The organism is Microbacterium sp. Bi121, from assembly GCF_918698005.1.
Taxonomy (GTDB): Bacteria; Actinomycetota; Actinomycetes; order Actinomycetales; family Microbacteriaceae; genus Microbacterium.
This window is the reverse complement of sequence record NZ_CAKKLJ010000006.1, coordinates 170806-194793: the sequence shown is the minus strand read 5'-3', so window position 1 is coordinate 194793 and position 23988 is coordinate 170806. Positions and strand designations below refer to the sequence as shown.

Genomic DNA, 23988 nt, shown 5'->3' with positions numbered 1-23988 from the left:
GCGCCTCGCTTGCACCATCTGCACGACGCCAAGGAACATTCATGACCCGCATCTCCGATCAAGGACACTCCGTCGCCATCGTCGGCGCCACCGGTCAGGTGGGCACCGTGATGCGCGAGATTCTCGCGGAGCGTGCTTTCCCGATTCGTGAGCTGCGGCTTTTCTCGTCGTCGCGCTCCGCCGGCACGGCCATCGACTTCGGCGGCGTCTCGGTGATCGTCGAGGACGTCGAGACCGCGGACCCCTCAGGCATCGAGATCGCACTGTTCTCGGCCGGAGCCACCGCGAGCCGCGCCTACGCCGAACGCTTCGCCGCCGCCGGCGCCGTCGTGATCGACAACTCCAGTGCCTGGCGGAACGACCCCGAGGTCCCCCTGGTGGTGAGCGAGGTCAACCCGCACGCCATCGATGAGCGCCCCCGCGGCATCATCGCGAACCCGAACTGCACCACGATGGCCGTCATGCCGGTGCTGAAGCCTCTCGCCGAGGCAGCAGGGCTCGAACGCCTGATCGTCTCCACGTACCAGGCCGTCTCGGGCTCCGGGCTCGCCGGGGCCCAGGAGCTGCTCGGCCAGGTCGAGGGCGTGCTCGCGCAGGGCGACACCCTGCGGCTCGTGCACGACGGCTCGGCCGTCGACTTCCCCCAGCCCGAGAAGTATGTCGCTCCCATCGCGTTCGACGTCATCCCGCTCGCCGGTTCCATCGTCGACGACGGCCTGAACGAGACCGACGAGGAGAAGAAACTCCGCAACGAGAGCCGCAAGATCCTCGAGCTGCCCGACCTCCGTGTCGCGGGCACGTGCGTCCGTGTGCCGGTATTCACCGGGCACTCGCTGTCGATCCACGCCGAGTTCCGCGACGACGTTACACCGGACCGTGCGCGGGAGATCCTCGCCGACGCCCCGGGCGTCGTGCTCGAAGAGGTGCCGACGCCGCTGTATGCGGCGGGCAAGGATCCGAGCTTCGTCGGTCGCATCCGCGCCGATCAGTCCGCACCGGAGAACAAGGGCCTCGTGCTGTTCGTCAGCAACGACAACCTCCGCAAGGGCGCCGCGCTGAACGCCGTGCAGATCGCCGAGATCGTCGCCGAGCGCCTCGCGGTCTGAGTTCTGCCCAGTTCGAGCGGGAGCCGCAGGCGAACTAGGATGGATGGGTGACTGAATCCGTCGACGTCGTCCTCATCGGTGGTGGCATCATGAGCGCCACCTTGGGCACTCTGCTGCACGAACTCCAGCCGGACTGGAAGATCGTCGCCTTCGAGCGACTGTCCGATGTGGCGGAGGAGAGCTCGAACCCCTGGAACAACGCGGGCACCGGCCACGCAGCGCTCTGCGAGCTGAACTACATGCCGCAGAACGGCGATGCGCCGCTCGATCCGGCCAAGGCCGTCTCGATCAACGAGCAGTTCCAGCAGAGCCGTCAGTTCTGGTCGTCGCTCGTCGAGAAGGGCGTCCTCGACGCCCCGTCGACGTTCATCAACGCCACGCCGCACATGACGTTCGTGCGCGGCGAGAAGGATGTCGCGTACCTCAAGGACCGCTACGAGGTCCTCAAGGAGCAGCCGCTGTTCGAGGGCATCGAGTACAGCGACGATTCCCGCGTCATCAACAAGTGGGCGCCGCTCCTCATGCAGAAGCGCCGCAAGGGCGAGCCCTTCGCGGCCACCCGCGTACCGGCGGGCACCGACGTCGACTTCGGCGCGCTCACCCACCAGCTCTTCGACCACCTCGCGGATGCCGGCGTCGAGCTGCGCACCAACCATGAGGTCCGATCGCTGAAGAAGCAGAAGGACGGCAGCTGGAACCTCAAGTTCCGCAACAGCCTCGGGCACACGCCAGGACGCATCAACGCGAAGTTCGTGTTCGTCGGCGCCGGCGGCTGGGCTCTGAAGCTTCTGCAGCGCTCCGGCATCCCGGAGATCAAGGGCTACGGCGTCTTCCCGATCGGCGGGCAGTTCCTCAAGACCACCAATCCTGCCGTCGTCGCTCAGCACAAGGCGAAGGTCTACTCGCAGGCCTCTGTCGGCGCTCCGCCGATGTCGGTCCCGCACCTGGACACCCGCGTCGTCGACGGCGAGGCGTCCCTGCTGTTCGGCCCGTTCGCGACGTTCAGCCCGAAGTTCCTCAAGAACGGCTCGATGCTCGACATCGTCAGCCAGGTGCGCACGCACAACCTGTGGCCGATGCTGCGGGTCGCGTTCGCGAATCCCGACCTCATCACGTACCTGCTCGGCGAGCTCACCAAGACGCACCGCAAGAAGGTCGACAGCCTGCGCGTGTTCATGCCCACGGCGAAGGACGAGGACTGGACCCTCATCCAGGCCGGCCAGCGCGCTCAGGTCATGAAGAAGGATGCCAAGAAGGGCGGCGTCCTGCAGTTCGGAACCGAGGTCGTCGCGGCCGCCGACGGCTCGATCGCCGGGCTCCTGGGCGCATCGCCCGGGGCCTCGACGGCCGTGCCGATCATGCTCGGACTGCTCAAGAGCTGCTTCCCCGAGCACTACGCCGGGTGGGAGCCCGCGCTGCGCGAGCTCATCCCCACGTACGGACGCACGCTGAACGACGATGCGGCAGCTGCCGATGAGTCGATGTCGGCGACGGCCGACGCGCTGAACATCTCGAAGTGACACGTCGCCGTGGCGAAGCTCTACTTCCGCTACGGAGCGATGAACTCCGGCAAGTCCACGGCGCTGCTGCAGGTCGCATACAACTATGAGGAGCGCGGTCAGCACGTTCTGCTGGCCAAGCCTGAGATCGACACCAAGGGTGCGACCCAGATCGAGAGCCGTCTCGGCGTGACCCGCGAGGTCGACTTCCTCATCCCCGCAGGCGGCGATGCCCGCGAGCTCTTCCGACAGGAACGCGAGCGGATGCAGCGCCGCAGCGCCGAGGGGCTCATCCCCGCCGACCCGATCGATGTCGCCTGTCTGCTGGTCGATGAGGCGCAGTTCCTCACTGCGGACCAGGTGGACGATCTGTTCCGGATCGCCGTTGAAGACGGCATCCCGGTCATGGCCTACGGCATCCGCAACGACTTCCTCACGCACGCGTTCCCCGGATCTGCGCGGCTCCTGGCGATCGCGCACGCGCTCGAGGAGATGAAGACCATCTGCCGTTGCGGGCGCAAGGCCGTATTCAACGGCCGTGTCGTCAGCGGGCGGTTCGTCTTCGACGGCGACCAGGTCGCGATCGACGAGGGTGCACTCGGGGGAGCGCCGGCCGACGTCGTCACGTACGAGTCCCTGTGCGGCAACTGCTACCTCGAGGAGTCCGGCGGACGCCTGGCCTGAGGTCGAGGCTTCGACTCGTTGCTGCGCTCCTCGCTCGGCTCGCTGTGCTCGCTCAACGACCCGCGCGGCGAAGCGCAGCCGCGCATTGCGTGGTCTGACCACACGAGGTACGCTGTGGTCAGACCACAGTGGCGGATGAAGGGGCGAGCAATGGCGGAACGCGCGTGGCAGCTCGTGCTCGAGCGGATCGAACGCGACCTCCTCGACGCGCGCCTCGGACCGGGCGACCGGCTCCCGTCCGAGCGCGAGCTCTCCGCCGAGCTCGGCGTCGGACGCTCGAGCGTGCGCGAGGCGTTCCGCGTCCTCGAGGTGATGGGGCTCATCCGCACAGCGACGGGTTCTGGGCCCTCCTCCGGCGCGATCGTGATCGCCGCGCCCTCCGGTGGGCTGTCGGCGCTGATGCGGCTCCAGGTGGCCGCACAGGGCTTCCCGCTGACGGATGTGGTGCAGACCCGTCTCGTCCTGGAGGATGCCGTCGCGGCATCCCTCGCCTCCGCCGACGTGCGCGACACCGCGGCCGCCCACGACATCCTCGACGCCATGGATGCCGACGACCTCACCGCGGCCGAGTTCCTCGCGCTCGACGCGCACCTGCACCTGGCACTGGCCCGATCCAGCGGCAATGCGGTGATCGCGGCGATGATGGCGGGCCTGCGCACCGCCATCGAGTCGTACGTTCTCGCCGGATCGCAGCAGATCGACGACTGGGATGCCATGACCGTTCGGCTGCGCGCCGAGCACCGCGACATCGTCGCCGCGATCGATCAGGGCGATGCGGGTGCCGCGCGCACCCTGGTCCGCGATCACATCACCGGCTACTACACCGCTGCCGGGCTCACGTCCGGCGCGCACCCCTGAGAGGAACGCCATGGTCCAGCGCCAGCTGCCCAACCCCGCCGAGCTCCTCGAACTGATGAAGTTCAAGAAGCCCGAGCTCGACGGCCGCAAGCGACGCCTGGAGGGTGCGCTGACGATCGCCGATCTCCGCACGATCGCCAAGCGCCGCACTCCGAAGGCCGCCTTCGACTACACCGACGGCTCAGCCGAGGGCGAGATCTCCCTGACGCGCGCCCGCCAGGCCTTCGAGGACGTGGAGTTCCACCCGGGCATCCTCAAGCCGGCACCCGATGTCGACACCAGCGCCGACATCCTCGGCGGGCTCAGCGCCCTGCCCTTCGGCATCGCCCCGACCGGATTCACCCGCCTGATGCAGACCGAGGGTGAGATCGCCGGTGCGGGGGCCGCGGCCGCTGCCGGCATCCCGTTCACGCTCTCCACGCTCGGCACGACCTCGATCGAGGGCGTGAAAGCAGCGAACCCGCACGGGCGGAACTGGTTCCAGCTGTACGTGATGCGCGACCGCGAGATCTCGTACGAGCTCACTCGCCGCGCAGCCGCCTCCGGCTTCGACACCCTGCACTTCACGGTAGACACCCCGGTCGCCGGTGCGCGCCTGCGAGACAAGCGCAACGGTTTCAGCATCCCGCCCCAGCTGACGCTGGGCACGATCATCAACGCGATTCCGCGCCCGTGGTGGTGGTTCGACTTCCTCACGACCCCGAAGCTCGAGTTCGCCTCCCTCAGCACCACAGGTGGCACCGTCGGCGAGCTGCTGGACGCCGCCATGGACCCGACGATCAGCTACGACGACCTCGCCGTGATCCGCGATCTGTGGCCGGGCAAGATCGTCATCAAGGGAGTTCAGAACGTCGAAGACGCCGTGCGACTGCAGGGTGAGGGCGTCGACGGCATCGTGCTCTCGAACCACGGCGGGCGCCAGCTCGACCGGGCGCCGGTCCCGTTCCACCTGCTGCCGAGCGTTCGCAAGGCAGTGGGCGACGACTTCACCGTCATGGTCGACACCGGCATCATGAACGGCGCCGACATCGTGGCATCCATAGCTCTCGGCGCCGACTTCACCCTCATCGGCCGTGCCTATCTGTACGGCCTGATGGCTGGCGGCAGGCAGGGCGTCGATCGCGCGATCGAGATCCTCCGCACCGAGATCGTGCGCACCATGCGCCTGCTGGGCGTCTCGAGCCTCGCCGAGCTGGAGCCGGCGCACGTCACGCAGTTGACCCGCCTCGTCCCTTTGGCGCGGAACGCGGAGGAGACGGCCTCGCGCTGAACGCTACGTCGTCGCCCGCGGGGGCAGAGGCACGATCATCGAGGTCGTGCGGCGGTACTGCGCGTACTCCGGATAGCGTGACGCCGAGATCGATTCGGTGAAGATCGTCGAGCCGATGAACAGAGCGGTCAGCAGAATCGGACCGATGATCGTCCAGTTCAGCGCTCCGCCGATGAATCCGGCACCGGATGCCACGGCCCCTGTCGCGCCGATCGCGTAGAAGACCCACCACTGGGACTGCTCGAAGAAGAAGTTCGGGTGCCGGCTGTAGCGGAACAGCCCGGCAGCGAGGAACCCGGACGCCTCGCCCGCGGCCTTTCGGCGATGGAAGTCCCACTGCTGCTGGTCCGCCACGGTCTCACCGGTGAGCAGAGCCAGGAAGAGCACGCTGAACAGCGCATCCCACACGGTCAAGGGCGCCGGGGTCGTGAGCGCGATGTGCGCCGGAAGGGTGATGAGCACGAGCAGCGTCATCTGGAAGCCGATGATGAACAGCAGGTTGAACGCCTGGAACTGCCAGGGACGCATCCGGCCGCGAAGGATCGCCCACCGATAGTCCTCCGTGCCGGTGTAGCCGCCCTTGCGCGCGAAGTTGAACGTCAACCGAGCGCCCCAGGCCGTCGCGAGCACCGCCATCACGATCAGGCGCGCGGCATCGAAGCCGGCCGTCAGCGCGGCGATCGCGAAGATCCACACGTAGACCACCGGAACGATCGACCACGCCCTGTCCACCCACGATGTGTCGCGGGTGGCTATCGAGAGCACCCAGCAAGCGCCGCTGGCGACGGCTGCGACGACGACGACGAGCGTCAGTGGGTCCATGCCGTCATGCTACGACGGACGGGACTCCATCTGCGGCTGCAGCGTCGGAAGCAGCGCGTCGAGCTCGTCGGCGGTGTTGCGCCAGTCGCTGACGGCGATCGAGCGGACGCCGAGCGCTAGCACGGGGTAGTCGTTGCCGCCCTCATCGAGACGGTCGCCGTAGAACAGCATGTCCGAGAGCGGGATGCCGGTGTGCTCGGCGAGAGACGTCATGCCGTAGGCCTTGTCGATGCCCGCGCGGGTGATGTCGATGGAGGTCGAGCCGCCGGCACGCACCTCGAGCCCTGGCAGGCGGGCGGCGACGGCGTCACGCAGTCGGAGCCGCTTCTGTCCCGTGGGGTCCCAGGCGTGCTTCGCATCGCCGGGCGCCTGCTGGCCCAGCGCCGAGAAGGTGATCTGCGAACCGCGGTCCTCGAGGATCTCGCCCCAGGGGTTCTGCTCCCACAGCCCCAGCCGCTCCGCTTCTTCACGCAGCGCACGAAGGGCGGAGGACTTCTCATCGCCCGAGAGGTCGTGGGCGTACACGGCGACGAAGTCCTCGCCGTCGTGGCGCAGATACCGCGTGCCGCAGGTCGGGAGCAGGTGCAGGCGCGCCAGCTCGGAGGCATTCGCGTCGCCGAGGTGCGCGACCACCTGCGAGCGGAACTGCGTCTCATTGCCGCCCGAGATGATCGCGACGTCGACGACGCGGAGCAGGGCGCGCAGCTGCGCGGCGATCCGCGGGTCGATCGCGCTCTTCGATGCTGCCAGCGTGTCGTCGAGATCGAACGCGACCAGGCGCGGAGGTGTCGGACGCGGTGAAGTCATGATGTCTCCAGGATATGGAAGAAGGCCGCCCGTGAGGGCGGCCTTCCTGCAACGTCGGGGTGACAGGATTTGAACCTGCGGCCTCTTCGTCCCGAACGAAGCGCGCTACCAAGCTGCGCCACACCCCGTTGCAACCGTTTGAGTCTACAGGGAAATATCGGTTGAGCCGAATCGACGGCGGCGCCGCGATCAGGCGGGCGTGTCCCGCGCCGTCAGCGTCAGAAGCGTCGCCTCAGGGCGGCATGCGAACCGCACAGGGGCATAGATCGAGTGCCCGCAGCCGGCGCTGACGTTGAGCGGGATGCTGCGCCCGCCGTGCGTCCAGGTGCTCAGGCCCTTGGCCTGCCCGAGCGGGATGTCGCAGTTGGCGACGAGCGTGCCGTAGAACGGAAGGCAGACCTGCCCGCCGTGCGTGTGCCCTCCGAAGATCGCCTGGGCGCCCAGGTCGGTGAAGCCGTTCAGCACGCGCTGGTAGGGGGCGTGCGTCACTCCGAGCAGGGGAGTGGCGGCATCGTCGCGTCGGTCGAGTTCGGCGATGGCGGGGGGGAGCGCGCCCAGATCGTCCCAGTGGCGGTGGGCGTCGTTCACGCCGAAGAAGTCGACGTCGCGATCACCGACGCGCACGCGCGCGGCGGCGTTGTTGAGATCGGCCCAGCCGAGCTCCTCCGTGAAGAACGCGTCGAGCCCGGCGGTGTCGAGGTGCTCCGGTTTCACATGTCGCTTCGAGGGGCCGGCGAAGTAGAGCAGCGGATTCTTCGCGGTCGGCCCGTGCACGTCGTTGGATCCGTGCACGAAGACCCCTGGCGTCCCGGCGAACGGCTCGAACGCGCGGCGGATGCCGTCGAGACCGTCCCGATGCCCCAGGTTGTCGCCGGTGTTGACGACGAGATCGGGCTCGAGATCGGCCAGCGATGCCAGCCATTGCTGCTTCCGGCGCTGCCACGGCGCCATGTGCGCATCCGAGACGTGCAGCACTCGGAGCGGCGCGGAGCCTGCGGGAAGGGCGGCAGCCGTCGCCTCGCGGACCGTGAACAGGTATCGCTCGATGCCGATGCCCCACACTGCGCAGGCAGCGCCGACGGCCCCCACCGCGCCGAGCGCGATGAGGGCCGGATGCGGCGCGCGTGCGTTCAATCGTCCCCGCCGGCGCACAGCAGCATGACCGTGGTGCCTGGTGCTGCTTGACCCTTGCCCGGATTCTGCGCGGCGACGTCGTCGCCCTCGGAGCATCCATTGGAGTCGACGGTGAACCCGGCCTTCTCGATCGCGTTCTTCGCCTGCGCGAACTTCGAACCGACCACGTTCGGCACCTCAGCAGTCTTCGGCTTGCCGCTGCTCGGTGAGATCGTCACGGTCGTGCCGCTGGTGACGCGGCCGGCCCCAGGGCTCTGCTCGGCGACCATGTCCTTGGCGAGGTCGCTGTCGACGGCCGGGCCCACCGTGACGGAGAAGCCGGCGTTGCGCAGGGTCGTGGTCGCCTCGTCGACGGACATGCCGACGACGCTCGGCAGGTTCACGAGGACCTGGCGGGTGAGGTTCTTGTCCGGCTGAGGGAAGGGATCTCCGCCGCCGAGGACCTGGTTGGCGGCGCGCTGCATGTCGCGGGCGACGAGGTAGCGGATGTTCTCCAGCAGGTTTCCGTTGTACATGTAGCCCCACATGTTCTCGGAGCCTTCGGTGCGGCCGACGAACACGGCGGTGGTCGCCTTCGTGCTGGACTCGATCATCATCGTGGTGATCTTGTTGTGCGAACCGGTCTTGCCGATCAGGGGAGTGCCGTCCCAGGGGTTGGCCTGCGAACCGGTTCCGCCGGATGCCATCACGCCCTGCAGCGCGTAGGCGGCCGTGGCAGCGACCTCGGGCGTGATCACCTGAGAGCAATCGGCCGCGGGAACGGGCAACTCCTCGCCCTTCTGGTTGACGACCTTGTCGATCGCGCGGGGCTCGCAGTACACGCCCTTGTTGGCGACCGTGGCGTACGCGCCGGCCATGTCCAGAGGCGAGATGAACTTCGAACCAAGCACCGATTCGAACGAGCCGTTCGAATCGTACGTCTTCGTGCCGTCTGCGACATTCACGCCCATGCGATCGGCGACCTTGTTGATGTCGCAGAGGTCGAGCTTCGACGCCATGGCGAAGTAGCCGGAGTTCAGCGAGTTCCGCGTGAACACCATCGGAGATCCCTGGTAGCCGGGCGCGTCTCGGAAGTTGCCGACGGTCTTCGTATCGAAGGGGCCGCCCATGCCCGTGCACGAGTCGGTCATGTTCAGGCGCTGGTTGTTCCCGTTCAGGCTCTCGTTGACCGAATGACCCTTCTCGAGCCAATCGATGAGCGTGAACAGCTTGTACGACGAGCCGACCGGGAATCCGCCCGAGCCACCGTGCTTCTTGTCCGAGGCGTAGACGAGGCTCGAGTACGCCTGGTCATCCGTCTTGGTCTCACGGAACGTGGTGTTCTGCGTCATCGCCAGGATGCGCCCTGTGCCCGGCTCGACCGTGACGCCCGCGGCACCGAAGTGCTTGTTATCGAAGTTCGCGGGCACGCGATCCTTGAGCGCGGTGACGGCGGGGTTCTGGATGCGCATGTCCAGCGAGGTGTAGATCTGCAGGCCGTCCCGCTGCAGAGCACGGGTGCGCTCCGCGAGGTTCGAGCCGAAGGATTCGTCGTCGAGGATGAGCGTCTGCACGTACTTGCAGAAGTACGCGTTGTTCCCGGCCGCGCCGCATCCCTGCGTCGGCGCCTTGATGTCGGGAACAATATCCGACGCGTCGGCCTCGTCGTACTGCGCCTGAGTGATCTTGCCGTCGGCGAGCATGCGCACGAGAACGTAGTGGCGGCGGTCCTTGGTCAGGGCCCAGCCGTCCGCCTCGCCGTTGACGCCCTCGCCGGCGTCGTTCGTGAGAGTGCCGTCCTTCTTGTCGATGCGGAACGTGTTCGGGTTCTGCACGATGCCGGCCAGCGTCGCGGCCTGGGCGACGGTCAGCTTGGCGGCGCTGGTGTTGAAGTAGTAGTTCGCCGCGGCCTCGATGCCGTAGACGGTTCCGCCGAAGCTGGCGATGTTCAGGTATCCGAGCAGGATGTCGTTCTTCGAGTAGTCCTTCTCGATCTGGATCGCGTAGCGCATCTCCTGGAGCTTGCGCTCGACGCCGTCGGCGCCCGTGGCGTTCGTCGCATCGAGCCAGCACTGTGCGATCTTGTCGTCGTAGCCCTCCGTGCCGGGGAGCACGTTCTGCTCGCACTGCTGGACGAGCACGTTCTTGACGTACTGCTGGCTGATCGTCGAAGCGCCGCGCGATGAAGTGCCCCGGACGTTGTCGACGAGCGCCTTGACCGTGGCGCCGAGGTTGATGCCGCCGTGCTCGTAGAAGCTCTTGTCCTCGCTGGAGAGGATCGCGTCGTACATCACCGGGCTGATCTCGTCGAACTCGACCTGCTGACGGTTCTGATCGAAGAACGTCGCGAGCTTGAGCGGCTTGCCGTCTTCACCGACTCCGTAGATCGTGCTCGGTTCCATCGGCTCGTCCGGCTTGAGATACGAGGGGAGTTTCTCGAACAGGTCGAGAGCGCTCGAGCCGGCGGCACCGGCGACAGCGAGTGCGGGGGTGACCGTTGCGGTCACCAGGAGTCCGGCGACCACGCTGAGCCCGACCAGGCCGAGCAGTCCGCCGAGCACGCCTGATGCCGTGCGATTCTTCTGGGGCATACGCTAGATGGTAGGGGAGTTCCCTGAATAACCGCCCTTGACGCACGGGATCCCGTCGTCACCGACGCCAGGAGTGCCATGACCACGTGGGAGTACCTCACCACCCCGCTGCTGATCCACAACACCGCCGCGATCCTCAACAACTGGGGCAAGCAGGGGTGGGAGCTCGTGCAGGTCGTGCAGGGCCCTGAAGGCGGGCTCGTCGCCTACTTCAAGCGCCCGGTGACGGGGGACGGCTCGAACACCGCCGGCCTCGCCGCTGCCGAGCAGGCCGCCCGCCAGTTCGACGGAGGCACCGCATGAGCGTCGCCGCACGCCTCGCAGAGCTCGGAATCGAGCTGCCGGAGGTCGCAGCACCCGTCGCCGCGTACGTCCCCGCAGCCGTCCACGGCGGACTCGTGTACACGTCGGGTCAGCTGCCGTTCACCGCAGGAACTCTGCCGGCGACAGGCAAGGTCGGCGCCGAGGTGTCGGTGGAGGACGCACAGGGCTACGCCCGCACTTGCGCCCTGAACGCGCTCGCCGCGGCCGCATTCGCGGCCGGGGGCCTCGATCGGATCGGCGGCGTGCTGCGCGTGGGCGGATTCGTGGCATCCGACCCGTCGTTCTCCGGGCAGCCCGGTGTCATCAACGGCGCGAGCGAGGTGCTGGGCGAGATCTTCGGCGATGCGGGCAGGCATGCCCGCGCAGCCGTCGGCGTCGCCGTGCTGCCTCTGGACAGCCCCGTCGAGGTCGAGGTCACCTTCATCCTCGCCTGACCCGGTCCGTGCAGTACGGAGGCCGCCCGCGCCCATGGCGCCGGCGGCCTCCGTTGCTGTTCGAGGGTCAGACGTGCACGTGGCGCCTCGCCCGGAGAGATGAGCCGACCAGCGACCCGGCCCCGAGCGCGAGCAGTGCAGCACCCACCCAGGGAGCCGCACTCGACTCGGAGCCGGTCGCTGCCAGTTCGCCGCGCCCCACGGTCACCGCGGCGACCACGGTGAGGCCGATGTCGTCGAAGCTGATGATGACGTGGTGCTCGCCGTCCTCGACGGCGGCGAGATCGAAGTGGCCAGTGATGGCTCCGCCGTCCCACTGGACGGTGCCGATCGAGACCGGGGTCGATCGCATGTTGCCGATGATCGCCGACCGCGAGTCTTGCATCTTCTTGACGAAGTCCGTCATCATGTCGAACGATTCATTGCGCTTGTTCGACAGGCTGGCCAGCCGCAGCATGTCCATCTGCTGGGTGTTCGTGACGGAGTCGAGTTCGATGCGCAACGATGCGACGAGCGAGGCGGCGGCCGTTCTCGCCTCGGGGGAATCCGAAGTCGCCGAGAGGAGATCGTGCGACTCCACCGCCGCGCCTGCGGCCGTGACCGCAACGGCCAGCGATCCATCAGCCGGAGCGGCGACGTATGCGCGGAGGGCCGAGATGGCCTTGTTGAGTGTGGCGATGCGGGCGTTGCGTTTCTGCACATCCGTGAGCTGCGAAGACAGCTGCTGGTCGAGCAGCTGAGCGCGCCTATCCTGGACGGCGAGCAGAGCTCCCTCGAGATCGAACGCGGTGAGCGAGATCTGGTTCACTGTCAACCCCGGTATGTCGGCGACGACCGGCGACAGCAACTGGGCTGCGGCGGCCGCCTTGTCCGGCGTCGGCTGCTGTGCGAGGCCGAGCGCCTGGCCCGAGGCGTTGAGAAGGGGGACTGCGCTGTTCGGCGTGCCTGCCGCGGTCGCGAGCAGAGTTGCAAGCTCGGATTCCGATATGCCGCTGAACACGTCAGTGAGGCCAGTGCCATCGGGGCGGTGGAAGAACGCGATGTAGGGCTGCTGAACCGGGTCGATGGAGGGTGCGGTCGGAGTCGGAGTCGGAGTCGGAGTCGAGGGAGCGGGGGTCGGAGTCGGAGTCGGAGTCGGAGTCGAGGGAGCCGGGGTCGGGGTCGGAGTCGACGGCGAGGGAGTCGGAGCCGGGGTCGGAGTCGGAGTCGGAGTCGCGCTGTCCGCGGTGAGCGCGAACGACCGGGCCACATCGACGCCGCTGGGGCTTTCGACGCCGCGGGGAAGGGCGAAGGCGGGGTTGGTCGATGGTTGCACGTCCGTGAGCGTGAAGCCCGTGGCGGGCTCGAAGGAGATGCTGTAATCGTCTGTGGATGTCGTCGGTAGGGCGCCGGAGGTGAAAGTGCCGTCGGCGGCGACGGCGATGCGCTGCACGGCCGTGCCGCCGCTGAGAATCGTGATGCTCGAGCCGGAGAGGTCTGAGACGGCTCCCGCATCCGTCGTCGCCGTCACCGACCCGCCTATGGCGCCGAATGAACCTCCCAGCACGAGGGAGACCGGATCGCCCAGGGCGGGGTTGAACTCGGTCCGCGCCGCGGAGTCGACGAGGTCGCCGATGGCGCCGCGCCAGGATGCCTCGGCGATGAAGCTGGTGTCGGTCGCCGGCACTTCGAGAGAAACGGTTCCGTCGGCGCCCGTGACGCCGGTGGCGATCACCTGCTCGGGGTCGTCTGCGGGGTGCACGCTCACGGTCGTGCCGCCCAGCGGTGCCGAGGCCACGTCGTCCGAGATCGTCGTCGTGATGAGCACACGTTCGGCTTCAGCGGCGTTGGCGGTCAACGGCAGCGTCACGAGGACGAGTCCGGTGATCGTTGACAGCGCCCCGAGGGTGCGCACACGTGGCATCCGGTCGCGACGACGTGGTTCGGTGAGGCGGGGCATGGCGATCCCTTCTGATCGTTCTCCGCTAAGTATGGACTAGGTCCAAACTTGCATACAAGCCAAGTATTGATGAACGTAGGATGGCATCCGGATCGAGGGGAGAGTGATGACCGAAGGGCTCAGAGAGCGCAAGATGCGTATCGCGCGTCGCGCGATGGAAGAAGCGGCGGTCGGGCTCGCCTACGACGACGGTGTGCAGGCGGTGACGGTCGACCGCGTCTGCGCGATTGCGATGGTTTCGCGCAGCACGTTCTTCAACTACTTCCCGTCGCTCGAACACGCGATCTTCGGACCCGCGTTGACATACGACCTCGCTCTTACCGAGCGCATCCTCGCGGCGCACGAGGACGATCTCGTGGTCGCGGCCTCATTGATCGTGATGGAGTCCGTACGCGGGCAACGGGATGACGAACTCCTGCGCAAACGATTCGCGCTCTTCGCGCGCGAGCCTGGAACGACGACGACGGTGTCGTGGGCAGCGGGGACGAGTCGCGCCGGCCTGCAGGACGTGATCAGGAGCTGGCTCGATGAGCATCCGGCATCCGCTCGTCTGGTGGACGCCGATCACGCCACCGAGGCGCGGATGATCGTGAACTTCTCCGTCACACTCGGCGACGAGGTCATGCGGCTGGTCGGCGAGGGCGGAGCGGACTTCCCGTTCGACCCTGCAGTGTTTCGCACCGTGCGCGAGCGGATGCAGGCCCTCAGCGTCCCCGCGCGGTGAGCGCCCCGCACCACGAGCAGCGGCACGAGGCGTTCGAGGACCTCGCTACTTCACCTGCGCTGAGATGATGCTCATCACCGCGGTGTCCGCGAGCGTCGTGGTGTCTCCGACTTCGCGCCCTTCGGCGACGTCGCGCAGCAGGCGTCTCATGATCTTGCCTGAGCGGGTCTTCGGCAGCTCGCCCACGATGTAGACGTCGCGGGGGCGAGCGATCGCGCCGATCTGCTCGCCGACCCAACCGCGCAGCTGCGTGGCGAGACCGGCCGGGTCGTGGGCCGCGAGGTAGCTCTCCTTGATGATCACGAAGGCGACCACGGCCTGCCCGGTGGTCTCATCCGACGCTCCGACCACCGCGGCCTCGGCCGTGGCCTCGTGCGCGACGAGCGACGATTCGATCTCGGCGGTCGAGAGCCGGTGCCCGGAGACGTTCATGACGTCGTCCACCCGACCGAGCAGCCACAGATCGCCGTCGGCGTCGAGACGCGCACCGTCGCCGGCGAAGTAGTATCCCTGCTTCTCGAACTTCTCCCAGTAGGTCTCCTTGTAGCGCTCCGGGTCGCCCCAGATCCCGCGCAGCATGCTCGGCCACGGCTCCGTGATCACCAGCAGGCCGCCGTTGCCGTTGCCGACCTCGTTGCCGCCCTCGTCCACGACGTCGATCGAGATGCCTGGCACCGGGACCTGCGCCGAACCCGGCTTGGTGGCGGTGATGCCGGGCAGGGGAGAGACCATGATCGCTCCGGTCTCGGTCTGCCACCATGTGTCGACGATCGGCGCCCTGTTCCCGCCGATGACCTCGCGGTACCACATCCACGCCTCGGGGTTGATCGGCTCTCCGACCGATCCGAGCACACGGATCGAAGACAGGTCGAACTTCTGCGGGATCGCACGACCGGATTTCATGAACGAGCGGATCGCGGTCGGCGCGGTGTAGAAGATGCTCACACCGTACTTCTGGATGATCTCCCACCAGCGACCGGGGTGCGGGGCGTCGGGGGTTCCTTCGTAGAGCACCTGCGTGGCGCCGTTCGCGAGCGGGCCGTACGTGACGTATGTGTGACCGGTGACCCACCCGATGTCGGCCGTGCACCAGTACACGTCGCTCTCCGGCTTCAGATCGAACACGTTGCGGTGGGTGTAGGCGGCCTGGGTCAGGTACCCGCCGGAGGTGTGCAGGATGCCCTTCGGCTTTCCGGTGGTGCCGGAGGTGTACAGGATGAAGAGCGGGTTCTCGGCGGGGAACGGCTGCGCGACGTGCTCGGCGGACGCGGCCGGCACGACATCGTGCCACCACAGGTCGCGACCGTCGACCCAGTCGACCTCGTTCTCGCCGCGCTTGACCACGAGCACGTGCTCGACCGTCTGCTGCTCGCCGAAGCGGTCATCGCTGAGCGCCTGATCGACCGCTGGCTTCAATGGCGAGACCTTGCCCTTGCGGTAGCCGCCGTCGGCGGTGATGACGATCTTGGCGCCGGCGTCGTCGATGCGTGAACGGAGGCTCTCGGCACTGAATCCGCCGAACACGACCGAGTGGATCGCGCCGAGCCTGGCCACGGCGAGCATCGAGGCGACCGCCTCGGGGATCATCGGCAGGTAGATGGCGACGCGGTCGCCGGCGCCGACCCCCAGTCCCTCGAGAACGTTGGCCACGCGCTTGACCTCGTCGGTGAGCTCCGCGTAGGTGATCCGGCGCTCATCGCCGGGCTCTCCTTCCCACAGCAGCGCGACACGGTCGCCGTTGCCTGCCTCCACGTGGCGGTCGAGGCAGTTGTATGCGACGTTGAGCTCGCCGTCGTCGAACCACTTCGCGAACGGCGGTGCCGACCAGTCGAGCACGCGGGTGAAGGGCTTCTGCCAGTGCAGCAGGTCGCGCGCCTGATCGCCCCAGAACCCCTCGCGATCGGCGGCGGCGCGTTCGTAGATTTCCGGCTTCGCCACGGCCGCCGCGGCGAACCCGTCGGACGGCGGGAACTGCCGGGTCTCGTCGAGGAGATGGTCGATCTGGCTGCTCATGGCATGCGCTCCTTTGCGATGGACGAGGTCGTGCACTGGTCACGACACTGACACGTGAATCTAGTCTCGCGCACTTCCCGTCAGTACCGCCGAAAGTGGGTACGAACCGTTCACGGCAGTCTCTCTGCACCTGCCGCGGCGGTCGGAGGTTGCGCACAGAGCGTGGGAATCAGGGGCCCAGGGGAGCGTCGACCCGCATACCGTCGGGGCATGCCGCAGCCGTTCATCATCCAACCTCGAGCGTCGTCGGTCGTGCCAGGAACGCGTGCTGCTTCGGCGCCCGACCTGGATGCCGCCCTCGGGCCCCTCGCTGCGCATTGTGCGGATCCGCTCGTCACCGACCTGTTCGTCAACGGCTCCGACGGGCTGTTCATCGACCGCGGGGCGGGCGTCGAGCGCGTAGCGGGCTGGGCGGCATCCGAGCGAGAGGTCCGCGACCTCGCCGTCGCGCTCATCGGCGCCGGCGGCCGACATCTCGACGACCAGTCGCCCTGCGTCGACGTGCGGCTCGCGTCCGGCATCCGCGTCCACGCCGTGCTGTCACCGGTATCGACTTCCGGCACCGCCGTCTCCGTACGCATTCCCCGTGTCGGGGCGACCGATCTGGAAGCGCTCGCAGCCCTCGGCGCTTTCGACGCCGCCCGACGCGCCTGGCTCGAGACGCTCGTCGCCGCTCGGGCGAACATCCTCATCACCGGCGGTACCGGTACGGGCAAGACGACGCTGCTGGCAGCGCTGCTGAGAGAAGTCCCGGCCCATGAGCGGATCGTGACGATCGAGGATGTCGCGGAGCTCCGCCCCGAGCATCCGCATCACGTCGCCCTGGAAGCTCGGCAGTCGAATCTCGAGGGCGCCGGCTCCATCACGCTCGCTCGGCTGGTCAGGGAGTCGCTGCGCATGCGCCCCGATCGCCTCGTGGTCGGCGAATGTCGCGGCGAGGAGGTGCGCGAACTGCTCTCTGCGCTGAACACCGGCCACGACGGCGGAGCCGGAACCCTTCACGCGAGCGGCCTCACGGATGTGCCCGCACGGCTGGAGGCCCTCGGCGCACTCGCGGGGATGGATGCGACGGCGCTGGCGCGCCAGGTCGTCAGCGCCTTCACCGTCGTGCTGCACCTGGCGCGCGGATCGGACGGGGTGAGGCGGCTCGAGAGCGCCGGGCGGTTCCGTCTTCGCGGCGAGCGGCTCGACATCGAGCAGGTGCAGCCGTGGTGATCGGACGGCGCCGAGTCGCCGCTGTCGCCGGGGCTGAGGCCGCAGCCGTCTCGGTGCGGACGCTCGCGGTGCTGCTGCAGGCAGGAGCGGTGCCGCTGAACGCGTGGCGGCATCTCGCGAACTCCGGAGACGTGAGCGCGCAGCGGGTCATCGACCGCTGCGACGAAGGCAGTCAGCTCATCGCGGCCATCGAAGCGGAGGGCGGCGCGTGGCGCGACCTCGCTGCGGCGTGGGAGGTCGCGACGACTGTCGGCGCACCGCTCGCCGAGGTGCTCCGCTCGCTCGCCGAGAGCATGCGGGATGCCGCATCCGCCGCCGACGACGTGCGGATCGCGCTCGCGGAGCCCGCCGGCACGGCCCGGCTGCTGCTGTGGATGCCGCTCGCCGGACTGCTGCTCGGATTCGCGCTCGGGTTCGACACGCTCGGCATCCTCGTCACGAATCCGATGGGCACGGCTTGCCTGGTGGCGGGGCTGCTGCTCGTGCTGTGCGCGCGGCTGTGGACCGGACGGCTGCTGCGACGCGCTCAACCAGACCCCGGCAGCCCAGGCATGCATGCGGAACTCGTCGCGGTCGCCCTCTCAGGCGGGGCGTCGATCACTCGTTCGCTGCAGCTGGTCGACGACACTCCTGCGCGTGATCATTTGCAGGGCGATCGCACGACCGCTGTGCTCGAGCTCTCGCGCGCAGCCGGTGTGCCGGCGGGGGAACTGCTGCGCGCGGCCGCGGCTCAGGACCGGCACGACGCCCGCGTGCAGGGCCGCGTGCGGGCAGCGAAGCTCTCGTCGCAGCTGCTGATCCCGCTCGGCGCCTGCACGCTCCCGGCCTTCCTGCTGCTGGGGGTCGCGCCCCTCATCCTGTCGGTCCTCGCTTCGACCCCGCTGCCGATCTGAGCAGCACCACAAGAAAGAAGGAACACATGAACACCATCCCCACCCTCACCAGACGCCGTGCATCGTCACTGTTCACCGACGAGTCCGGGGCCGCAACGGCCGAGTACGCGATCACGACGATGGCCGCTGTGGCCTTCGCCGGGCTCCTGGTGGTCATCATGCGGTCGGACGAGGTGCGCGGCATCCTCACCGATCTCGTGCGCCGGGCGCTCACCGTGTCGTGACCGGCATGTGCGCGAAGCACGATGCGGAGCGCGGCTCCGTCGCCGCCGAACTCGCCCTCGCCCTGCCCGCGGTCGCGCTGACGCTGCTGCTGGGTGCGGGGGCGCTCGGAGCGGCGGCGCAACTGGTCTCGGTTCAGGATGCCGTCGCCGACGCCGCGCGCCTCCTCGGCCGCGGCGAGAACGAGGCGTCGGCGCACGCCGCGGTCGCGGCGTCGGTTCCCGGTGCGCACGTCAGCAGTGAGATCCGTGGTGAGTTCGTCTGTGTCAGCGCGCGGATCGATGCGCGGGTCGGGCGGCTCATCAGCATCCCCCTGTCCGCGTCGAGCTGTGCTCTGACCGGAGGCCTGTGATGGCGGGCGCCGCGCTGTCGGCGAGCATCCTCGCCGTCTCGGCCGCGCTCGCGGTCGGACTCGCAGCCGTCGGCGGTGCCGCTGTCACTGCCCAGCGCGTTGCGGGAGCAGCGGATGCTGCGGCCCTGTCGGCTGCGGATGCCGCATCCGGGGCGATCATCACCGACGACGAGCCGTGCGCGCTCGCCGCGCGGGTCGCCGCGGCGTCCGGCGCGACGCTGACGGCGTGCACCGTCGACGGCTTCGTGGCGACCGTGCGTGTCGAAGCGGCGTACGCTGGTCTTGCTGCCGTCTCCCGAGCCCGCGCAGGGCCGCCCGAGGGATTCTGACGGCACCACTCCCGAGACTCCGCTCACGGCTCCGCTGTGAACGCGCCACGACCGTGGTGTGTATGGTGTGCTTCGAAGAAAGGACGCACCCTTGGCTGAAGGCAAGAAGCTCGTCATCGTCGAGTCCCCGACGAAGATGCGGTCGATTCAGGGGTACCTCGGCGACGACTACGAGGTGCTCAGCTCCGTCGGCCATATCCGCGACCTCGCAGACAAGAAGGACATCCCGGCCGCTGACAAGCAGGCGTACGGGAAGTACTCCATCGACATCGACAACGGCTTCGACCCGTACTACGTCGTCTCCGATCGCAAGACCAAGACGGTCGCCGAACTGAAGCGCGCACTGAAGCACGCCGACGAGCTCCTGCTCGCCACTGATGAGGACCGCGAGGGCGAGGCCATCGCCTGGCACCTGCTCGAGACGCTCAAGCCCAAGGTGCCCGTGAAGCGCATGGTGTTCCACGAGATCACCAAGGACGCCATCCGCGCCGCTGTCGGCAACACCCGCGAGCTCGACCTCGCGCTCGTCGACGCGCAGGAGACCCGCCGCATTCTTGATCGCCTCTACGGCTGGGACGTCTCGCCCGTGCTCTGGTACAAGGTCAAGACCGGGCTGTCCGCCGGGCGGGTGCAGTCCGCCGCGACGCGCATGATCGTCGAGCGGGAGCGCGAGCGGATGGCGTTCGTCTCCGCCGACTACTGGGACGTCGAAGCAGCCGCATCGAGCGGCACGTCATTCCGTGTGCGCCTGGTGCGCGTCGACGGGGGCCAATTGGCCCGCGGAACCGACTTCGACGACACCGGAAAGCTCAAGAAGGCCGTCGTCGTCCTCTCCGAGAAGGACGCCACCTCGCTCGCGCACGCCGTCGACGCCGCCGGTGCCGGAACCGTCACGAAGGTGGAGGCCAAGCCAGGAACGCGCAGCCCGTACGCCCCCTTCACGACCTCCACACTGCAGCAGGAAGCCGGTCGGAAGCTCTCGATGAGTGCCAAGCAGGCGATGAGCGTCGCCCAGCGCCTGTACGAGAAGGGCTTCATCACCTATATGCGAACCGACTCGGTCGCGCTCAGCACTCAGGCGGTGCAGGCGGCGCGCAGCCAGGCAGTCGCGCTCTACGGAGACAGCGCCGTGCCGCTGAAGCCCCGGGTGTACAAGTCCAAGAGCAAGAACGCGCAGGAGGCGCACGAGGCGATCCGCCCGTCGGGGGAGAACTTCCGCAAGCCGGCATCCGTCTCGGGCGAGCTCGATCGCGAAGAACTGCGCCTGTACGACCTGATCTGGAAGCGCACCGTCGCCAGCCAGATGGCCGACGCGAAATACGAGACCACGACGGTCACGATCTCTGTGAGCGCCGACGGCAAGAACGCCGAGTTCACGGCATCCGGCACCGTCTACACGTTCAAGGGCTTCCTCGACGCCTACGAGGAGGGCAAGGACGAGAAGCGCGGCGACGCCGACGCCGAGTCCGACCAGTCGCTTCCCGCCGTCGCGGTCGGCGACGAGCTCGCGATGTCGGATGCCGAGGCGAAGGGGCACAAGACCACGCCTAAGCCCCGCTACACCGAGGCATCGCTGGTCAAGGCGCTGGAGGAGCACGGCATCGGCCGCCCCTCGACGTTCGCCAGCATCATCGGCACGGTCATCGATCGCGGCTACGCGACCAAACGGGGCCAGGCGCTCGTGCCGACGTGGATGGCGTTCAGCGTCGTCCGGTTGCTCGAGGAGCACTTCGCCGACCTCATCGACTACGACTTCACCGCAGCGCTCGAGGACGACCTCGATGCGATCGCCCGCGGCGAGCAGAAGCGCGTCGAGTGGCTGCACTCGTTCTACTTCGGGTCCGACGCGCACGTCGGACTGCGTCAGGTCGTCGACAACCTCGGTGAGATCGACGCGCGCGCGCTGAACTCGACCCGGATCACGGAGAACGCCACGCTCCGATTCGGCAAGTACGGTCCGTACCTCGAGGTCGTCGACCCCGCCAAGCCGGATGAGCGCGGCCGCATCGTGAACGTCCCGGAGGACCTCGCGCCGGATGAGCTCACCGCGGCGAAGGCGCAGGAGCTCATCGACGCACCCGTCGCCGGTGACCGTGTTCTCGGGGAGAACCCCGAGAACGGTCGCGTCATCGTGGTCAAGGACGGCCGCTACGGCCCCTACGTGCAGGAGAACCTGCCCGAGGACGACGCCGTCGTCGACGAGGAGACCGGCGAGGTCGTCGAAGCGCCGAAGAAGAAGACGGCGAAGAAGGATGCGCCCAAGCCCCGCACCGGGTCGCTGTTCCGCTCGATGTCGGTCGACACCGTCGATCTCGACACCGCGCTGAAGCTGCTCAGCCTCCCGCGCGTCGTCGGCGTCGACCCCGAATCGGGCGATGAGATCACGGCGCAGAACGGACGCTACGGCCCCTACCTGAAGAAGGGCACCGACTCGAGGTCTCTCGAGAGCGAGCAGCAGATCTTCGACGTGACGCTCGAGCAGGCTCTGGCGATCTACGCCCAGCCGAAGTACGGCGCCGGTTCCCGCCGAGCCTCCAGCGCGCTCGCCGAGTTCGACGCCGACCCTGTGAGCGGCAAGCCGATCCGGGTGCGTGACGGACGCTTCGGCCCGTACGTCACCGACGGCGAGACGAATGTGACCATCCCTCGCGGTCAGAAGCCAGAGGACATCACGTTCGAGATCGCGGTGCAGATGCTCGCCGACAAGCGGGCCAAGGGCCCGGCTCCGAAGCGCGGCGCGAAGAAGGCTCCGGCGAAGACAGCGGCCAAGAAAGCACCGGCGAAGAAGGCCGCGGCCAAGAAGTCGCCAGCGAAGAGCGCGGCCGCCAAAACGGATGCCGAGAAGGCCGCTGCGCGCTCGGCCGCGGCGAAGAAGGCTGCTGCCACCCGCGCGGCGAACGCCGCGAAGCAGCGCACTGAGCCTGCCGAAGTGAAGGCGAACGCGTGACCGCAGGCCGCGGCCTCTGGATCACGCTCGAGGGCGGCGATGGCTCGGGCAAGACGACCCAGGCCGAACGACTGGAGGCGTGGTTGGCCGATGCCGGTCGCACGGTTCTGCGCACCCGCGAACCGGGCGGCAGCGAGGTCGGCCAGTTGATCCGCGACATCGTGCTGCATCACCGCGGCGACATCGCGCCCCGCGCGGAAGCGCTGCTCTACGCCGCCGACCGCGCGCACCATGTCGCGACGGTGGTGACCCCGGCGCTCGGGCGCGGTGAGATCGTGCTGCAGGACCGCTACCTGGACTCGTCCGTCGCCTACCAGGGCGCGGGGCGGGTACTCGACGGAACCGAGGTGCGCGACCTGTCGCTGTGGGCGACCGAGGGAGCGCTGCCCGATCTCACCGTGCTGCTCGATCTGGATCCGGTCGCAGCCAGGAAGCGGCTCGACTCGGCGGACAAGCCGTTCGACCGCCTTGAGGCGGAGAAGCTAGACTTCCACACTCGCGTCCGAGAGGCGTACCTCGCGTTGGCGGATGCCGAGCCGGATCGATTCCTCGTGCTGGATGCCGCGGCATCCGCCGATGCGATCGCCGACGCGATCCGCACTCGCGTCTCGACCCTCCTCTGACCCGCCCTCACAGGCCCGTCCGGCGAGCAGGCCGTGTCGGCGGCGACAGTTAGGCTGAGACCATGACCGCGACCCTCGCTCCGTTCCCCTGGACGGACGTGTGGGGGCAGGACGACGCGGTCGAGACGCTCAGGTCCGCGGCAGCCGATCCCGCCTCGCTGTCCCACGCATGGTTGATCACCGGCCCACCAGGATCAGGACGATCGACTCTGGCCTACGCGTTCGCCGCCGCGCTGATCGCCGACACCCCCGATGACGAGCAGACAATGCGCCAGGTGCTCGCCGGCACGCATCCCGACGTGACGGCGCTGCGCACCGACAAGGTCATCATCACGATCAAAGAAGCGCGGGCCCTGGTCGAGCGGTCGTACTTCTCGCCGTCCGCCGGGCGCTACCGGGTCATCGTCGTCGAGGATGCGGACCGCATGGTCGAGCGCACCTCGAACGTTCTGCTCAAGGCGCTCGAGGAGCCGCCGGAGAGGACCGTCTGGGTCCTGTGCGCACCGAGCGAAGCCGATCTGCTGCCGACCATCCGCTCACGGGTGCGTCCGCTGAGGCTGCGTGAACCCGACGTCGACGATGTCGCGCGCTTGATCGTGGAGCGCACCGGAGCTGCTCCCGAGGTGGCGGAGCAGGCGGCCCGCCACTCGCAGCGTCACATCGGAATGGCTCAGCGCCTCGCGACCGACGAGTCGGCCCGTCGCCGGCGCGACAGCACGCTGCGATCGGTGCTGTCCGTGCGCGGTGTCGGCAGCGCGGTCGAAGTCGCCGGCGACATCATCCAGGCAGCGACCGACGACGCCAAGGCGCTCACCGCCGAACGCGATGCGTCCGAGCGCGCGTCTCTGCTGCGCACGGTCGGTATCGCTGAGGGCCAGGCTGTGCCGCCGGCGCTGCGCGCCCAGATCTCGGCTCTCGAGGACGACCAGAAGAAGCGCTCCACCCGCAGTCTGCGCGATGGCATCGATCGTGTGCTCACCGACATGCAGTCGATGTTCCGCGACGTGGTGATGCTGCAGTACGGTCGCGGCGACGACCAGATCAACCGCGAGCTGGGATCCGAGCTCGCCGCGCTGGCCACGGCGTGGCCGATGGAACGTACGCTGGTGGTGCTCGATCATCTGGCCGAGACCAGGGAGTCGCTGGAGCGCAACATCGCTCCGACGCTGGCCCTGGAGAGTTTGCTCGTGACGGTCGCGAGCGGGAGGAAACCGTGAACACTC

General features: G+C 68.2%; 22 protein-coding genes and 1 tRNA gene. 16 read left to right on the top strand and 7 right to left on the bottom strand.

Translation table 11 applies throughout. The annotated features are described in order from the left end of the window. The first annotated feature begins 41 nt into the window (after nt 1-41). The 5 genes from LQZ87_RS11650 (at nt 42) to LQZ87_RS11630 (ending at nt 5417) form a co-directional block, all read left to right on the top strand. Entirely contained in the window at nt 42-1106 is a 1065-nt protein-coding gene (locus LQZ87_RS11650; protein WP_230103635.1) for an aspartate-semialdehyde dehydrogenase, read from the top strand. A gap of 47 nt (nt 1107-1153) precedes the next feature. Continuing rightward, complete coding sequence (locus LQZ87_RS11645; RefSeq protein WP_290368266.1) at nt 1154-2626, top strand: malate:quinone oxidoreductase; 1473 nt, start codon at nt 1154-1156, stop codon at nt 2624-2626. A 9-nt stretch (nt 2627-2635) separates the two neighbouring features. Then, entirely contained in the window at nt 2636-3289 is a 654-nt protein-coding gene (locus LQZ87_RS11640; protein WP_230103634.1) for a thymidine kinase, read from the top strand. Nucleotides 3290-3439: 150 nt separating this feature from the next. Further along, the gene (locus tag LQZ87_RS11635) at nt 3440-4147 is read left to right on the top strand and encodes a GntR family transcriptional regulator (protein ID WP_230103633.1); all 708 of its coding nucleotides are present in this window, start codon (nt 3440-3442) and stop codon (nt 4145-4147) included. Between the two features lie 10 nt (nt 4148-4157). Beyond that, complete coding sequence (locus LQZ87_RS11630; RefSeq protein WP_230103632.1) at nt 4158-5417, top strand: alpha-hydroxy acid oxidase; 1260 nt, start codon at nt 4158-4160, stop codon at nt 5415-5417. A 3-nt stretch (nt 5418-5420) separates the two neighbouring features. Here LQZ87_RS11630 and LQZ87_RS11625 read toward each other — a convergent pair whose 3' ends face one another. From LQZ87_RS11625 to LQZ87_RS11605, 5 genes are all read right to left on the bottom strand, one after another. Continuing rightward, nucleotides 5421-6239 (bottom strand): DUF1295 domain-containing protein, encoded by an 819-nt coding sequence (locus LQZ87_RS11625; RefSeq protein ID WP_230103631.1) that lies wholly within the window; start codon nt 6237-6239, stop codon nt 5421-5423. A gap of 9 nt (nt 6240-6248) precedes the next feature. Next, nucleotides 6249-7046, bottom strand: a complete 798-nt coding sequence (locus LQZ87_RS11620) for an HAD-IIB family hydrolase (protein WP_230103630.1) — start codon at nt 7044-7046, stop codon at nt 6249-6251. A gap of 54 nt (nt 7047-7100) precedes the next feature. Continuing rightward, nucleotides 7101-7174: transfer RNA gene (locus LQZ87_RS11615), tRNA-Pro, on the bottom strand. A gap of 61 nt (nt 7175-7235) precedes the next feature. After that, a complete protein-coding gene (locus tag LQZ87_RS11610) occupies nt 7236-8180 on the bottom strand; it encodes a metallophosphoesterase (RefSeq protein ID WP_230103629.1) in 945 nt (314 codons plus the stop codon). Continuing rightward, on the bottom strand, nt 8177-10750 hold the full coding sequence (locus LQZ87_RS11605; RefSeq protein WP_230103628.1) for a transglycosylase domain-containing protein: 2574 nt from the start codon (nt 10748-10750) through the stop codon (nt 8177-8179). Before LQZ87_RS11605 ends, LQZ87_RS11610 begins: the two co-directional genes overlap by 4 nt. A 78-nt stretch (nt 10751-10828) precedes the next feature. On the opposite strand from LQZ87_RS11605, the gene LQZ87_RS11600 reads away from it, so the two are divergent. Together LQZ87_RS11600 and LQZ87_RS11595 are read left to right on the top strand one after the other, a co-directional pair. After that, nucleotides 10829-11053: a DUF4177 domain-containing protein gene (locus LQZ87_RS11600; RefSeq protein WP_230103627.1), complete on the top strand. Its 225-nt coding sequence runs from the start codon at nt 10829-10831 to the stop codon at nt 11051-11053. Continuing rightward, complete coding sequence (locus LQZ87_RS11595) at nt 11050-11508, top strand: RidA family protein (protein ID WP_230103626.1); 459 nt, start codon at nt 11050-11052, stop codon at nt 11506-11508. The genes LQZ87_RS11600 and LQZ87_RS11595 overlap by 4 nt, the downstream gene beginning before the upstream one ends. 67 nt (nt 11509-11575) lie before the next feature. Here the strand turns inward: LQZ87_RS11595 and LQZ87_RS11590 are convergent, their stop codons facing one another. Continuing rightward, nucleotides 11576-13447 (bottom strand): hypothetical protein, encoded by a 1872-nt coding sequence (locus tag LQZ87_RS11590; protein WP_230103625.1) that lies wholly within the window; start codon nt 13445-13447, stop codon nt 11576-11578. Nucleotides 13448-13553: 106 nt separating this feature from the next. On the opposite strand from LQZ87_RS11590, the gene LQZ87_RS11585 reads away from it, so the two are divergent. Beyond that, nucleotides 13554-14171 (top strand): TetR family transcriptional regulator, encoded by a 618-nt coding sequence (locus LQZ87_RS11585; protein WP_230103624.1) that lies wholly within the window; start codon nt 13554-13556, stop codon nt 14169-14171. A gap of 45 nt (nt 14172-14216) precedes the next feature. Here the strand turns inward: LQZ87_RS11585 and acs are convergent, their stop codons facing one another. Continuing rightward, entirely contained in the window at nt 14217-16184 is a 1968-nt protein-coding gene (acs, locus tag LQZ87_RS11580; RefSeq protein ID WP_230103623.1) for an acetate--CoA ligase, read from the bottom strand. A 210-nt stretch (nt 16185-16394) separates the two neighbouring features. Here acs and LQZ87_RS11575 point away from each other — a divergent pair, with 210 nt between their 5' ends. The 8 genes from LQZ87_RS11575 to LQZ87_RS11535 all read left to right on the top strand — a co-directional run bounded on the left by LQZ87_RS11575 (nt 16395) and on the right by LQZ87_RS11535 (nt 23982). Continuing rightward, nucleotides 16395-17399 carry a TadA family conjugal transfer-associated ATPase gene (locus tag LQZ87_RS11575; protein ID WP_230103622.1) on the top strand — a complete coding sequence of 335 codons (1005 nt, stop codon included), beginning with the start codon at nt 16395-16397 and terminating at the stop codon, nt 17397-17399. Beyond that, nucleotides 17393-18292: a type II secretion system F family protein gene (locus tag LQZ87_RS15220; protein ID WP_290368265.1), complete on the top strand. Its 900-nt coding sequence runs from the start codon at nt 17393-17395 to the stop codon at nt 18290-18292. The genes LQZ87_RS11575 and LQZ87_RS15220 overlap by 7 nt, the downstream gene beginning before the upstream one ends. 26 nt (nt 18293-18318) lie before the next feature. Next, nucleotides 18319-18516, top strand: a complete 198-nt coding sequence (locus LQZ87_RS11560; RefSeq protein WP_230103621.1) for a DUF4244 domain-containing protein — start codon at nt 18319-18321, stop codon at nt 18514-18516. Nucleotides 18517-18521: 5 nt separating this feature from the next. Then, nucleotides 18522-18866 carry a TadE family type IV pilus minor pilin gene (locus tag LQZ87_RS11555; protein ID WP_230103620.1) on the top strand — a complete coding sequence of 115 codons (345 nt, stop codon included), beginning with the start codon at nt 18522-18524 and terminating at the stop codon, nt 18864-18866. Beyond that, nucleotides 18866-19195 carry a helicase gene (locus LQZ87_RS11550; protein ID WP_230103619.1) on the top strand — a complete coding sequence of 110 codons (330 nt, stop codon included), beginning with the start codon at nt 18866-18868 and terminating at the stop codon, nt 19193-19195. Before LQZ87_RS11555 ends, LQZ87_RS11550 begins: the two co-directional genes overlap by 1 nt. Nucleotides 19196-19286: 91 nt before the next feature. After that, nucleotides 19287-22142 carry a type I DNA topoisomerase gene (gene topA / locus LQZ87_RS11545; protein ID WP_230103618.1) on the top strand — a complete coding sequence of 952 codons (2856 nt, stop codon included), beginning with the start codon at nt 19287-19289 and terminating at the stop codon, nt 22140-22142. After that, entirely contained in the window at nt 22139-22765 is a 627-nt protein-coding gene (gene tmk / locus LQZ87_RS11540) for a dTMP kinase (protein ID WP_230103617.1), read from the top strand. Before topA ends, tmk begins: the two co-directional genes overlap by 4 nt. A 62-nt stretch (nt 22766-22827) precedes the next feature. Beyond that, nucleotides 22828-23982: a DNA polymerase III subunit delta' gene (locus LQZ87_RS11535; protein ID WP_230103616.1), complete on the top strand. Its 1155-nt coding sequence runs from the start codon at nt 22828-22830 to the stop codon at nt 23980-23982. The last annotated feature ends 6 nt before the right edge of the window (nt 23983-23988 follow it).